This window comes from Achromobacter sp. AONIH1, assembly GCF_002902905.1.
In the GTDB taxonomy this organism is placed as follows: domain Bacteria; phylum Pseudomonadota; class Gammaproteobacteria; order Burkholderiales; family Burkholderiaceae_B; genus Achromobacter.
The window spans coordinates 2,028,865-2,041,975 of sequence record NZ_CP026124.1 but is presented as its reverse complement, the minus strand read 5'-3'; the positions used below and the strand labels follow the sequence as shown (position 1 = coordinate 2,041,975).

Annotated in this window: 16 protein-coding genes and 2 pseudogenes; 4 read left to right on the top strand and 14 right to left on the bottom strand. The window is 63.1% G+C overall.

The genetic code is table 11. The annotated features are described in order from the left end of the window. Positions 1 to 329 precede the first annotated feature (329 nt). The 9 genes and pseudogenes from C2U31_RS09440 to C2U31_RS09400 all read right to left on the bottom strand — a co-directional run bounded on the left by C2U31_RS09440 (position 330) and on the right by C2U31_RS09400 (position 5,350). Positions 330 to 659: a hypothetical protein gene (locus C2U31_RS09440; protein WP_103272609.1), complete on the bottom strand. Its 330-nt coding sequence runs from the start codon at positions 657 to 659 to the stop codon at positions 330 to 332. Positions 660 to 857: 198 nt separating this feature from the next. After that, positions 858 to 1,257 (bottom strand): annotated as a pseudogene (locus tag C2U31_RS30955) (NAD(P)/FAD-dependent oxidoreductase); the annotation flags it as partial. Positions 1,258 to 1,268: 11 nt separating this feature from the next. Beyond that, a complete protein-coding gene (locus C2U31_RS09430; RefSeq protein ID WP_103272607.1) occupies positions 1,269 to 1,763 on the bottom strand; it encodes a DUF2938 family protein in 495 nt (164 codons plus the stop codon). Positions 1,764 to 1,916: 153 nt separating this feature from the next. Beyond that, on the bottom strand, positions 1,917 to 3,032 hold the full coding sequence (asd, locus tag C2U31_RS09425; protein ID WP_199771026.1) for an aspartate-semialdehyde dehydrogenase: 1,116 nt from the start codon (positions 3,030 to 3,032) through the stop codon (positions 1,917 to 1,919). Positions 3,033 to 3,072: 40 nt separating this feature from the next. Further along, on the bottom strand, positions 3,073 to 3,558 hold the full coding sequence (locus tag C2U31_RS09420) for an acetyltransferase (protein ID WP_233772713.1): 486 nt from the start codon (positions 3,556 to 3,558) through the stop codon (positions 3,073 to 3,075). Positions 3,559 to 3,630: 72 nt separating this feature from the next. After that, positions 3,631 to 4,215 carry a flavodoxin family protein gene (locus C2U31_RS09415; protein ID WP_103272605.1) on the bottom strand — a complete coding sequence of 195 codons (585 nt, stop codon included), beginning with the start codon at positions 4,213 to 4,215 and terminating at the stop codon, positions 3,631 to 3,633. Positions 4,216 to 4,339: 124 nt separating this feature from the next. Further along, positions 4,340 to 4,768, bottom strand: a complete 429-nt coding sequence (locus C2U31_RS09410; RefSeq protein WP_103272604.1) for an SRPBCC domain-containing protein — start codon at positions 4,766 to 4,768, stop codon at positions 4,340 to 4,342. Beyond that, entirely contained in the window at positions 4,765 to 5,088 is a 324-nt protein-coding gene (locus C2U31_RS09405; RefSeq protein ID WP_103272603.1) for a helix-turn-helix transcriptional regulator, read from the bottom strand. The genes C2U31_RS09410 and C2U31_RS09405 overlap by 4 nt, the downstream gene beginning before the upstream one ends. Positions 5,089 to 5,140: 52 nt before the next feature. Further along, the gene (locus C2U31_RS09400; protein ID WP_233772711.1) at positions 5,141 to 5,350 is read right to left on the bottom strand and encodes an integrase core domain-containing protein; all 210 of its coding nucleotides are present in this window, start codon (positions 5,348 to 5,350) and stop codon (positions 5,141 to 5,143) included. On the opposite strand from C2U31_RS09400, the gene C2U31_RS09395 reads away from it, so the two are divergent. Next, entirely contained in the window at positions 5,318 to 5,596 is a 279-nt protein-coding gene (locus tag C2U31_RS09395; protein ID WP_103276325.1) for a transposase, read from the top strand. The two genes, C2U31_RS09400 and C2U31_RS09395, sit on opposite strands and share 33 nt — an antisense overlap. A 59-nt stretch (positions 5,597 to 5,655) precedes the next feature. On the opposite strand, the gene C2U31_RS30475 is transcribed toward C2U31_RS09395, so the two are convergent. The 3 genes and pseudogenes from C2U31_RS30475 to C2U31_RS09380 form a co-directional block, all read right to left on the bottom strand. Next, the gene (locus C2U31_RS30475; RefSeq protein WP_158658329.1) at positions 5,656 to 6,006 is read right to left on the bottom strand and encodes an autotransporter-associated beta strand repeat-containing protein; all 351 of its coding nucleotides are present in this window, start codon (positions 6,004 to 6,006) and stop codon (positions 5,656 to 5,658) included. 74 nt (positions 6,007 to 6,080) lie between these two features. Beyond that, positions 6,081 to 7,134 (bottom strand): annotated as a pseudogene (locus tag C2U31_RS09385) (transposase). A 250-nt stretch (positions 7,135 to 7,384) separates the two neighbouring features. Continuing rightward, complete coding sequence (locus C2U31_RS09380; protein ID WP_103276323.1) at positions 7,385 to 8,302, bottom strand: LysR family transcriptional regulator; 918 nt, start codon at positions 8,300 to 8,302, stop codon at positions 7,385 to 7,387. Positions 8,303 to 8,509: 207 nt separating this feature from the next. Here C2U31_RS09380 and C2U31_RS09375 point away from each other — a divergent pair, with 207 nt between their 5' ends. From C2U31_RS09375 to C2U31_RS09365, 3 genes are read left to right on the top strand one after another with little or no spacing between them, the layout of a single operon-like run. Beyond that, the gene (locus C2U31_RS09375) at positions 8,510 to 9,892 is read left to right on the top strand and encodes an aromatic ring-hydroxylating dioxygenase subunit alpha (protein WP_233772709.1); all 1,383 of its coding nucleotides are present in this window, start codon (positions 8,510 to 8,512) and stop codon (positions 9,890 to 9,892) included. Between the two features lie 53 nt (positions 9,893 to 9,945). Further along, a complete protein-coding gene (locus C2U31_RS09370; protein ID WP_103272602.1) occupies positions 9,946 to 10,419 on the top strand; it encodes an aromatic-ring-hydroxylating dioxygenase subunit beta in 474 nt (157 codons plus the stop codon). A gap of 16 nt (positions 10,420 to 10,435) precedes the next feature. Further along, the gene (locus C2U31_RS09365; protein ID WP_103272601.1) at positions 10,436 to 10,747 is read left to right on the top strand and encodes a non-heme iron oxygenase ferredoxin subunit; all 312 of its coding nucleotides are present in this window, start codon (positions 10,436 to 10,438) and stop codon (positions 10,745 to 10,747) included. A gap of 1 nt (position 10,748) precedes the next feature. Here the strand turns inward: C2U31_RS09365 and C2U31_RS09360 are convergent, their stop codons facing one another. Then, positions 10,749 to 11,618 carry a ThiF family adenylyltransferase gene (locus tag C2U31_RS09360; protein WP_369869758.1) on the bottom strand — a complete coding sequence of 290 codons (870 nt, stop codon included), beginning with the start codon at positions 11,616 to 11,618 and terminating at the stop codon, positions 10,749 to 10,751. A 50-nt stretch (positions 11,619 to 11,668) separates the two neighbouring features. Then, on the bottom strand, positions 11,669 to 13,111 hold the full coding sequence (locus C2U31_RS09355) for an efflux transporter outer membrane subunit (RefSeq protein WP_233772708.1): 1,443 nt from the start codon (positions 13,109 to 13,111) through the stop codon (positions 11,669 to 11,671).

Below are 13,111 nucleotides of genomic sequence, written 5' to 3'. Positions count from 1 at the left end.
TTCACCTAACGAGTTGCACGCCTCCGCAGTTGACAGCTGGAAATGGGGCTGCGCTGCCAGCGTCGGGCAGCGAAGTCACATCTTTGCTTCGCAAACGGTCACAACTTTGTTTTGATCTACGGCTTTCGAACAACCTGACAAGACGCACTAGGACGTGTCGGTGGGATCAGCTTCTCAATAGGCCACCGGACCTCTCGGATCATTCAGCGCACGCGCTACCGTCATGATCGTGGTTGATTTGAGAGCCACGAAGCTCTGGACCTCTGTATACGCCGCCGATTGATCTCCCCTACCTTCGTTTCCATGTCCGGCATGTCATGCAGCGGCGTCTAGGGTTTCCTGACGTGCACCATACGGAGAAATTGCCACGCATCCATATTCAGCGGCTTTCCGGTTGCCAAATTGTCTTTCATGTGCCGACAAACGCGCTCAGCACGTTCCTGTGCGAGTTCGGAAGTATCGAACAGAATTACATCATCTTCTTCGGGACGCGCCTCAATTTCCCAGCCTTGGAAACCGGGCAAATGGACGTATAACTCTCCGCTTTCCAACTCGGCGACCACGAAGAATTTCTTGACCAGCATTCCCTCGTAGTCTTTTGTATGACCGATACGGAACACTTCATGAGCGACTTCAACTTTAACAACGTTCTGCATCATTTCGACCTATTTCGGACAAACACAAAAAACGCAGCTGGGGACACTTGATCCGGGCGCGGGATGATCGCCGAGATCAAAAAAGGATCACGAAGAGCCAGAGGTTCGATGAGCTCACCGAATTTCTTCAAGCGACTTTAACCACGAAGCATCCCCCTTTTCCACTCCCACATCTCCATTCCGAGCAGATGTCCATATTCATCAAAGCCGATCCGCTCGAAATGGTGTTGGATCGACGAGCGCGGTTTCGCCAGGAATCATTTCAGCAATCAATCCGCCGGTGACGGAATCGAGCGTCAAACCGTGATATGCGTGCATGCCCGAATGCGAACCACATGCCTTTGTGCTTCGGGGCAGGCCCAATAATCGGCATCATATTCGGCGTACACCGGCGACATCCCGTCCATGACTCCGGCCCGACCGGCTCCTAAAGCGGGAGCATGCGGCGCGCCACTGGCTCGACCGCAGCGAGCTGAACCAGTGTGCATGGCGCATCGCGCACACCGAGCTCCACCGCTGTCGTGAGCCGCATGCCTCGGGTCATGGGCGCAAGGAAAAATCCATACTCCGGATCCAGTACCGCTTGATGCAGAAGCGCACCATCGACCTTCATCAGCGCATCAGCATCGCAAAGACGATTGCGGCGATGTAGAGCGCAATGCCGTAGTACAGGTGCGAGATTACGCCCCGGCGACATGCCGCCCAGGGATCCGGCGTGCGCAAGCACAGGACTCCCATGCCGAATGCGGGAACGACGATGAAAAACGGTACCGCGAGCGTGAGAAGACCTGCTGCGATTGCCACTGCCCACGTCGGATCGGCAATCCAGTCCGTGCCGCCACCGAGCAGAATTGGCAGGAAACCAAACGCAGCGCCTAATGCGTAATGTGCGATCCAGCCGATCGCTTTTTCGCCGGGAATCGGAGGCGACGCGAAGATCGGCTTGTGGAAGAATCGTCCGCGAGTCATGTGCCCAATCCAGCGGCCCACGGCATCGAAGCCGTAATTCGGTACCTTGAACACCTTTTCGAGAAACACGGCCCACAAATCCGACAGCGCAGTGGCAGTCAGACCGATAAATAAGCCTGCGATGATGATGTCACTCATGGTTTTTCTCTCTGCTTTCTAGACAGGAAGCGCGTCGACGCCACCTATATCGAGTCGGGTTTTCCATGCATCAGGACGAAGCCACCGCCGAAGGATCGAGCGATGCGGCTCATGTCGCTCCGCCATCGCTGAAACGCCCTGCTCGCTGGGAATCTACTGTGCATTCAGGATCATGTTCAGCACGCGCCGCAGGGGTTCAGCAGCTCCCCATAGCAATTGATCACCCGTGGTCAACACGCTGTACATCCGCGGCTCGACGTTGAGGCGACGCAGTCTGCCCACACCGATCTTCAGCGATCCGCTGACGGCGGCAGGCGACAGCCGTTGAATCGTTTCCTGTCGGGTGTTCGGCACAAAACCTACCCACTTGTGCGCCTCGCGAATCAGCCTTTCGAGATGATGGAGTTCGACGTTCTCCTTCAGCTTCAGCGTGATCGCGGCCGAGTGACTCTGCAGCGCGGCGACACGAACGCAGAGCCCGTCAACCCCAATCGTTCCGGGTGGCAGACCAAGGATCTTGTTAGTCTCGACTTCCCCCTTCCATTCCTCGCGGCTCATACCGTTGCCGAGGTCGCTGTCGATCCACGGAATAATGCTGCCCGCGAGGGGCGCGCCGAACGCTTCGATTGGGTAATCACTCGCGCGTGGCGCTGCGTGTGCTTTCGCCAGCAAGTCGAGCACCGGCGTGTCGGAATCGGCAAGATTGTCGTTGTTGACACGCTTGGCGACGGCCGACATCTGGCCGAGCAGTTCCTTCACATGCTGTGCGCCGGCGCCCGACGCCGCCTGGTAGGTCATCATGCTCATCCATTCGACGAGCCCGGCGCGAAACAGCCCGGTCAGGCCGATGAGCGAGAGCGTGATCGAGCAGTTGCCGCCGATGTAGTTACGCACGCCTGCAGCGATGCCGGCCTCGACCTGTTCGTGGTTGACCGGGTCGAGCGCGATGATCGAATCGTCATCCATCCGCTTCGCGGACGCCGCATCGATCCAGAAGCCACGCCAGCCTGAAGCGCGCAGCACTGGATATGCAGCTTTCGTATAGTCGCCGCCCTGGCAGGTAATGATGATATCCATCTCGCCAAGTCTGTCGACTGAGTTCGCGTCGAGCAGACGGTGCTCAACACCAAGCGGGTCACGATACGAGCGCCCTGCCGCAGACGTGCTGAAATACGTCGGCAATATTCTCGAAAAATCGCCCTCTTCGCGCATCCGCTTCAGCAGCATGGAGCCAACCATACCGCGCCACCCCACCAGGCCGACCCTCATCATTGCTTCCCCTGCCTTATCGAAATCATTTCTATCTTGCTCAGCCTTGGTATTCAAGATGAACAAGCGGGTACGGCCTGCCTTGATCGTCGACAGGTGAATGGCCAATGCGCTTGAAGCCCATTTTTTCGTAGAAACCCACTGCTTGACTGTTCTGCTCATTAACGTCAGTCGTCATGTTGGGGTGAAGCGTCAGGCCGTGGCGAACCAGCGCCGCGCCAATGCCAGTACCTCGACAAGCCGGATCAACGAATAGCGCCTGCATGTGCCTGTTTTCGACGAACATAAAGGCCACCGGATAATCATTGGTATCGACCGCCAGCCATAGCGGCACTTGAGGCAAAAAGCCGCACACCATCTCGTCAATCGCGCGACGATCCTCCGGTGACAAAAAATCATGCGTCGCATCAACCGCATCTCGCCAGATTTCAATTGCGCGCGCGCCGTCTTCGGGCCGAGAGGCCCTAATCTCGATCGTTTTCGTATTTACAGTCATTGAATACCCCCCCACGAAGGAGGCTTCCATTCTCGATTAATCCACGCCCCAAACCTCGATCGAATTGGAGTGATAACCATTTCATTGAAAACGTGACGCTCTTCAAGTCCGCCCGCGCGCAAGCTGCAAGGCAACCTCTGCCACGCGCTGACCCAAATGGCGAGCCGTCGCCAGATCCGATTCCGGCGGCACAATCTCGGCCGCCTGATCGACATTGGATTGAGCCCCAGCACCGAGCCAGAATCCCAGGCGATTCAAGTCCTGGTCCGAGCCCGTGGTGGAGTTATTCGCAGGCGGCAGGGCGAGGTTGACCCAGTGCATGCCGTGTTGGGCGGCAAACAGCGCGATCTGGATCAAGGTGGCAAGTTTGTCGCCCGCGTGAGCGCCCGAGTTTGTAAACCCTGCGGCGACCTTGTCTTTCCATGCGCCTTTGGCGAGGACAGCATTCGAGGTCGCCTCCTGAAAAGTCTTGAATGCTGCCGACACGCTGGCCATGTAGGTGGGCGAGCCGAAGATGATGCCCTCCGCCAATGCTAAGTCGTCCCAGCGAGACAGCGCCTCCTCGGTGGTCAAGAGAAGCGCTTCCGCACCGTGAATGCGTTCTACACCGGCGCGCACCGCAGCAGCCTGCCTGGCAGTGTGGCCATACATGCTGTGATAGACGATTGCGATTCGGACAGTTGACATACCTGCTATTCCTTTGGCCGTGCGGCCGAAACCGATGGCTTGCGCCGGGCAAGCATTACCCGTGGGGTCGGCCGTCCAGCAGGCCCCATTGGGAAGAAGAAAGGTCAATGTTCAGCCGCCGGAACTAGCCGATGAGCCGATCCAGTTTGTCCAGAAAACGAGGCCAGGCCGAGCCGAGGCGCACGTAGCTGAGCGCGGTCGGAGACGGAAAGCCCGACTGCTCCATCTGCAGCAAAGTGCCTCCCTCATGCGGCGTCAAGGTCCAGGTGACAATCGTCTTCAGCCCGTTCGAGGATTCCGTGCCATCACCCCAGCGATAGCGGAGCAGTCGTTCCGGCTCCACATCGATGACCTGGCAATTCGTGATACCCGACCACCCGGGCAACGGCTTCGCGCGCAATGTAAAGCGGTGACCGACCTCAGGCACAAAGTCGTTGGCCAACAGCCACTCCTCGATCAACCACGATTGAGTGAGTGCACGCCACACTTTTTCGGGCGGATGCCGAAGGTTCCGCTCCACGACCAGGCTGTGCAACTCTCGCGGTGTAGTCATGTGTCCATCCTGTTCAGCAGGTCCGACAACGCGTCGATTCGATCCCGCCAGAACACGCCGTAGACACCGAGCCAGTCAATCAAGGGCGCGAGCCCCTCCGATCGAACGCGGTAATAGGTTTCTCGTCCATCAGGGCGCCCTTCCACCAACCCGGCCTGTCGCAAGACGGCCACATGCTTGGACACGGCGGGCTGCGATACGCCTGCATGCGCGGTCAGTCGTCCGACGGTCTGCTCGCCCTCATGGGAAAGCCGTTGAAAGATTGCCCGGCGGGTCGGGTCGCCCAACGCGGCGAACAGATCGTTGGCAGTAGGTTCCAATCAATAGCTCAAAAGTTATGATTCCGAATCATAACCGTAGAGTTCTGGATTTTCAACCCTGCCGCCCGCCATATTGACTCAGCAGAACCTGCTCAGGGTATGCGGCTAGTGCAAACGCTTCAGCCGGGGTCTTCATGTCGAGCGCCTGGTGCGGGCGTCGATGATTGTAAAAACGTATCCGGTCGCCTACAACGCGGCTGGCGTGCTGGATGGTCGCGAAGCGATGCCGATGCGCGCATTGTTCTTTGAGCGTACGGATCACGCGCTCAAGCGCAAGAGCGCGCTGGTGTTGGACATCATTCAAGGCAAGACCACCGTCGCCGAGGCGAGCCGCCAATACGACCCGTCGCCTTCAGAGGTCGAACAGTGGGTCGACGATGGCAAGCGGGGCATGGAGAATGCCTTGCGGGCCAATCCCCAGGACGTGCGCGAGCAGTACGAGCGTCAGTTCAAGGACCTTCAAGAGGCGTATGGCGAGGCGATGCTGAGCTGGCCGTCCAGCGTTTGATGTCGTCTTCCATCTTCATGCTCATCGTCAACTACCTCGATCATGACGTGAGCAGGTTTTCACTGGGTCAATACAAGCGTGCCTTCGCCCGACTTGGTCAGAAGTCCGATGCCCAGCAAAGGCTTTGCGACGGTCAGGGTGTTTGCGGCATCGTCAATGTCCAAGCCGACTCCGGCCGCGTCCACCGTGATGACGCGAGCCATCGACGTCATTGTCTTGCCCGTCACCTGCAACGTGCCACCGTTGAAGGCCAACCCGCCGACCGCCTCGCCCAGGCTCTCGTCCTTCGAGACCGAGAGCGTGCCGCGGGTCATGGTCGTACCGCCGGAATAGCTATTGGTGGCCGTCAGGATCATCGTGCCCGATATCTGCTTGACGACGCCACTCGAGGCCACCCCTGCGTTGTTCAAGGCGGCCCCCCAGCAATTAGTTCGATGCCGTGTGGTTGAAGTTGATCGTGCCCGTGCTAGAAACCGTGATACCGTCAGGCACCTGCACATCTCCGGGGGCACGTCAGACGGCCCATCCCCAACACCCGGAGCAAGGCGTAGAAAAGCCTCAGCCGGCGCAGCAGCCGCCGGATGTTGTGGCCGGCACCACATAGCACTGCGTGGATCGCATCGCCCAGCGCGCCCGTGAGCCAGTTCCGGCCATGCTTGCCGTCGGCCTTCATGTGCCCGATCGTCGGTTCGATGGCTCTGCGCCGCTTGATCATCGCCTTGAGCCCTCTCGGGTCAAACCGCGTCGCTGACCTGAGCGCAGGAGCCGAAAGCCCGACACCTCGACGCCACGGTAGCCGCGATCCACGACCGCCGTGGTGATCGGGCTTTTGGCAATGATACCCGCCCGCTCCAGCGCGTCGGCTAGCGCGTGCCCATCATACGGATTGCCCGGCATCGCGCGCGCCCCCAACCACGAACCCTTCCTTGAGCGTGGTCGCGATCGACACTTTCACCCCAAACTCGTACGGCGTTCTGGCCTTGCCCTTGCTGATGCACTACTCGACCTCTGGCGCATGCAGCGCGTACACGCAGCTTCAATCCGTGCTCGGCCGCGGCCTTGACCAGATGCTGGCGACTATGCTCGAGCACGCGCGAGTCCGTCGGATGCGCCACCGACTCGGGCGCGACCGTCGTGCCCACCACAATCACCGTCTTGACAATGGCCGCGCGCAACAGCCCGCCATCCTTGGCTGCGGCCACCGGGACGGGCTGCAACTCTTCCATGCTCGCCTCGCCCAGTCTCTGGCGCCATCTCGCCAGGATCGACGGAATGATCGGCGGCCCAGTCTGCAAATAGGTCTCGCCGGGGAATACCTGCCAATACGGATTTTCCACCCAGCCCCCCCACACAACCTCTTCGTCCGACAGGTCGAAGGCGTGTTGCAAATACAGCAGCCCGGCGATCGGCCTGGGCGCCGTCGCCGGGCGGCCTCGGCTCGATGTGAAACTCGACGAGCACACCGCCTCGATGCGCTGCCAGTCGAGCAGCTCGCCCAATCGCACGATCGGATACTTCAGGTTGATATGATCATGCAACGGGTATTCAAACAGCTTCCCACTCTGAGCTACCGGCGTCTACTAACTCATCTACACCTTGGCTAGATTTGCAGGAAATCGGGCTTCTAGCATCTCGAATCCGGCAAATTCACGCCATCTCTTCTACCAGAAGAGCCGCACGAAATAGGGCTCCGAAGGATTGTTCAGGGTTGACTAATTGACAATTTTGTCGAGACGGCGGATATGCCCGCCGTCGTACACGGCCCGCCTCGGTCCACCGGCCCCGGCATCAGGCCGCGCCGCCCTGGTCCGCGAACTCGTCCACCACCACCTGCCGCAGCCACTGGTTGGCCGGATCGCGGTGATTGCGCGCGTGCCAGAACACATTGATGACCGACTCCGGGATCTTCACGGGACAGGGCGCGGTGGCCAGCCCGAAGGGCTTGCAGGCGCAGTCGGCGAAGCGCCGGGGCACGACGGCGATCATGTCGGTGGCCTGCAGCACCGGTCCCACCGCCATGAAATGCGGCACCGTCAGCCGCAACCGCCGCCGGATGCCGGCGCGCTCGATGACCTCATCCACCACGCCATGGCCGGTGCCCTCGGACACGATGGCCACATGCTCGGCGGCGCGGAACTGGCGGATCGACACGCCCGAGCGGGCCAGCAGATGATCGTGACGAAAGATGCAGACATAGGGCTGTCGAAACAGCCGGCGCTGGAAGAAGCCAGCCTTCAAGGCCGGCAGGAAGCCCATCGCCAGGTCCACCCGGCCGCGCTCCATCTCGTCCTTCACATCCATCGAGGTGGTGCGCACCGTGCGGATGGTGACGCCCGGCGCCATGCCTTCCAGCGTCCGCATCAGCCTGGGCAGGAAATAGGATTCACCCACGTCGTTGACGCCGATCACGAAGCCGCGCTCGCTGCCGCGCGGGTCGAATGACGCGCGCGCGTTCAGCGTGCTGTGCAGCGCGCCCAGCGCGTCGGCGATGGGCCGGGCCAGCAATTGCGCGTAGGGCGTGGGCACCATGCCGCGCGCGGTGCGCAGGAACAGCTCGTCGCCCAGCAGCTTGCGCAGCCGGCCCAGCGCGTTGCTGACGCCGGGCTGCGAGATGCCCAGGCTTTGCGCCACAGCCGCCACCCGGCCGTGCTTCTGCAGCTCGTTGAAGACGACCAGCAGGTTCAGGTCCAGGTCTTTCAGGTCCATGCGCATGTCTCCACCAATATTCATTCTGGTGATCTGTTTAATTTTCCAGATTCTATTTATTAATTTGCCGGACTGCCGGATCATGCCCGGATAACAAGCCGGCGGCCACGACGCGCCGGCGCCGCCCGGCCGCGCCATGGCCGGCGACAACCTGGAGACAAGCATGTCCACGCCATCGATCGCCGCGCCCCGCGGCCGGAGGCGCCCATGAGCGCCGCCATCCCCGCCCGCCCCGAGGCGGCCGCCTGTCCAGGCGGCGACGCGCCGGCCGGCGCGTCGCCGTCCTGGCCCGAAGAGGGAGCCCACCGCATTCCCTTCGCCGTCTACACCGACGCGGCCCTGCACCAGCGCGAGCTGGAGCGTTTTTTCTATCAGGGCCATTGGAGTTATGTCGGCCTGGAAGCCGAGATCCCCAAGCCCGGCGATTTCAAGCGCACCGCCGTGGGCGAACGCTCAGTCATCCTGCTGCGCGACCAGGATGGACAGGTGCGCGTGGTGGAGAACGTCTGCGCGCATCGCGGCGTGCAGTTCTGCCGCGAGCGCCACGGCAACCGCAGCGAGTTCGTCTGCCCGTATCACCAATGGAACTACGACCTGCAGGGCAACCTGATCGGCGTGCCGTTCCGGCGCGGCGTCAAGCAGGACGGCAAGGTCAACGGCGGCATGCCGCCGGACTTCAAGCCCGAGGAACACGGCCTGACCAAGCTGGCGGTGGCCTGCCGCAACGGCGTGGTGTTCGCGTCATTCGACCATGAGGTCGAGCCGCTGGAGGACTACCTGGGACCCGACATCCTGCATTACTTCGACCGCGTCTTCGATGGCCGCGAGCTGGTGATCCATGGCTACAGCCGCCAGCGCATCCCGGGCAACTGGAAGCTGATGCAGGAGAACATCAAGGATCCCTATCACCCCGGCCTGCTGCACACCTGGTTCGTCACCTTCGGTCTGTGGCGCGCCGACAACCGCTCGGAACTGAAGATGGACCGGCATTTTCGGCACGCCGCGATGATCTCCACGCGCGGCCAGGGCGGCAAGGGCAGCGTCACCAGCGGCGTGTCGAGCTTCAAGGAACAGATGTCGCTGAACGACGACCGCTTCCTGGACATCGTGCCCGAGCCCTGGTGGAACGGGCCGACCGCCGTGCTGATGACGCTGTTCCCCAGCGTCATCATCCAGCAGCAGGTCAATTCCCTGTCGACCCGCCACATCCAGCCCGTCGGCCATGATGCCTTCGACTTCGTCTGGACGCATTTCGGCTTCGCCGAGGACAGTCCGGAAATGACGCGGCGGCGCCTGCGTCAGGCCAATCTGTTCGGCCCGGCCGGCTTCGTGTCTGCCGACGACGGCGAGGTGATCGAGTTCTCGCAGGCCGGCTTCGCGCAGAAGCCCTGGCACCGCAGCGTGGCGGAGTTGGGCGGCAAGACCGCCGAGAACACGGAGCACATGGTCACCGAGACGCTGATACGCGGCATGTACCAATACTGGAAAAAAAGGATGGCCCCCCCGAGCGCTGCGCGCTTCCCCCAGGGGCGCAGCTGCGGACCGGCGGAGCCGGATCCGCGCTGCCCGGATGAGGACGGTATTGCCTGAGTGGGGCGCGTTTCTTCTTGCCTTGTGGCGCTTTGCGCCGGGGATGACTGAACATGATTGACTTTGGCTTGTACTGGCAGATCGGCCAGCTTTATGCCGACTATGCAGCGGCGCTGGACGCGGGGGAATGGGACAAGTGGCCCGACTTCTTTGTCGAGGACTGCGTCTACAAAGTGGTGCCGCGCGAGAATCACGAACGGGGTTTTCCGCTGGCGACGATGTCCTTCGAGAGCCGCGGCATGCTCAAGGACCGCGTCTACGGCGCGACCGACACCATCTTCCATGACCCGTACTACCAGCGCCATGTGGTCGGCGCGCCGCGCGTGCTGTCGGTGGATGCCGGGCGCATCGTGTCCGAAGCCAGCTATGCCGTGTTCCGCACCAAGCCGAACCAGCTGACCACGGTCTACAACGTGGGGCGCTACGAGGACGTGATCCGGCGCACGCCGGACGGCCTGAAATTCGAATCGCGCCTGTGCATCTTCGACAGCGAGCTGATTCCGAACTCCCTCATCTATCCGATCTGACCAGGAGCCAGAACGCATGAGCACAGAATGGACCAGGGCCCTCGCGCGGGCCGACGTGCCGGACGAAGACGTCATCGCCGTGACGGCCGGCGGCAGGGAAATCGCGCTGTACGGCGTGGACGGCGAGGTCTACGCCACCGACAACCTCTGTACGCACGGCAATGCCAGGCTGTGCGACGGCTTTCTCATGGGCCACGAGATCGAATGCCCGCTGCACCAGGGCCGCTTCGACGTGCGCGACGGGCGCGCGCTGTGTTCGCCGCTGAGGGAAAACCTGGTCACCTACCCCGTCCGGATCGAGGACGGGATCGTGTTCGTGGCCTTGTAGGCTAGGCCGACGCCGGCGCGCTCAGCGCCAGGCGCAGCGCCTCGTTGGCGGCGGCCATGCCCATGGCCGCCGTCACCGTGACCACCGAGCCGTAGCCGGCGCAGGACAGGCCCTGCGGCGCGATGGCCTGGCCGGCGGCGCCCACCGCGTCCTCGCCTTCGGTCGGACGGGTCCAGGCGTCGGGCAGGATGGCGGGCTGGTCGAACCACAGCGCATGCACACCCATCTTCGGCACCCGCTTGAGCGCCTTGCCGTTGCGATCGGACGCGCGCGCAAAGCCGTGCTCCTTGCGCAGCTTGTTGCGCAGCTTGGACAGCAGCGCGTCGTTCACCGCCGCCGACAGGTCGCCGGCGCGCAGCGCCAGCGGATCGGTCTTGCCGCCCGCGCCGCCGCACAGCAGCATGGGCGCGCCCAGCGCGCGCGCTTGCAGGATCATGGCGATCTTCGCCGCAGCCTGGTCGGTGCAATCGATGATGACGGTATAGGGGCCGGGCAGCACCTGCGCCACATTCTCGGGCGAGACGAAATCGTCGACCAGGGTCAGCACGCATTGCGGATTGATGGCCTGAACCCGCTCGGCCATGGCCTGGACCTTGGACTGGCCCAACGTCTGCGTCAATGCATGGATCTGCCGGTTGACGTTGGATTCGGCGATGTGGTCCAGGTCGATCAGCGTCAGCGCGCCGACGCCGCAGCGCGCCAGCGCCTCCACCGTCCACGAGCCGACGCCGCCCAGGCCGGCCACGGCGACGTGGGCGGCGCGCAGGCGGGCGGGCGCGTCCGGCCCGTACAGGCGGGAAAGGCCGCCGAAGCGGCGGTCGGCGTCGGCCTGCTCGATATCGCAGGCGGCGGGAAATTGCGGCGTGTTCATGGGCGGTATTTTAGGGCAGGCCAGCGCCCCGCCGCCGGACCCGCGTCGCGCTAGCCGCCCGGCGCCGGCGCCGTCTTGGAAGAAGCCGGCGCAATGGCGGCATCCACCGCCGGCGCGTCGTCGCCGCCCAGCGCCTGGTACACCTTGACCTGGTTGACCAGCCGGTCCAGCCGGTTCTCGTCCCGGGCGATTTCCGCCGTCCGGCGCCGCTCCTGGGCATCCAGCCAGGCCCGCAAGGCCACCGAGCCCGCGCGATAGCGCACCTCGTACAGGCGCTCGGCCTCGCGCGCGGCGCTCAGCGCGGCTTCCAGCTGCTCACCGCGCTGACGCAGCTGGCCTCGATTGGACAAGGCGTTTTCCACATCCGCCATCGCCTGATACAGCGACTTGCGAAAGCCCACCACACGTTCCTCGTAATCGGTCCGGGAAATCTTCAGGTTCAACTGGCGCTGGTTCCATTGCAGGAATGGCAAGGTCAGGCTGCCGGCCAGCGAGGCCACCGGATTCTGCAACACCATGCCCAACGCGTCGCTGGAACCGCCCAGCGTCCCGGTCAGCGACAACGAGGGATAGAAGCTGGCGCGGGCCGCGTCCACATTGGACAGGGCCTGGCGCAGCCGCAACTCGGCCGCGCGCAGGTCGGGTCGGCGTCCCAGCAGCTCGGCCGGCACGCCGGCGCGCGCCATCGGCAAGGGTGCTTGCGGCAGGCGCGGCGGATCGCTCATCGTCCGGTCCGGCGGACCGTCGAACAGAATGGCCAGCGCATTCACATACTCCACCCGTTGTTGCACCAGCACGGCATGGGCCGCGACCTGGCTGGCCACGGTCTGCGCGGCCTCGGCCACTTCCAGCGCCGAGGCGCCGCCCGCCGCGTACTGGGCACGCACCAGCTCCTGCGTCTTGCGCGCGGCCGCGATGCTCTCCAGGCTGGTGGCGATGCGCTGATTGATGAAGCCGGTCTGCCAGTACAGGGTGGCGGTAGTGCCGACCAGGGACAGCGCCGCACTCTGGCGGTCCTGCTCGGTCGCCAGCGCTTCCCACTGGGCCGCATCGCTCTGGCGCGACAGCTTGCCCCACAGGTCCACTTCATACTGGACATTGAGCTCGACGCCGTACTTGCTGGCGCTGCCGCGGTCGCCGCGCAGGTTGCGCAGGTTGCGCAGGCGCGAGGTGTTGGCGGTCAGGCCCGGCTGCGGAATCAGTTTGTCGTCAGCCAGGCCAGCCTGGTACTGCGCGCGCTGCAACTTGATGGCCGCCACCGCCAGGTCGTTGTTGCGCGCCAGCGCCAGCTCGACCAGCCGGTTCAGTTCGGGATCGTTGAAATTGCGCCACCAGGCGCCGCCCTCGGCCAGCGCGCCAGCGGCGGACTCACCCGACGCCCGCGTCCAGGCCGCGGGTTCCCGGACCTCGGGTCGCTGGTAGTCGGTGCGCAGCAGGCCGCCACAACCCGACAGGGCCAGCAGCAGCGCCAACGCCGCCGGTTTGTGCATCAT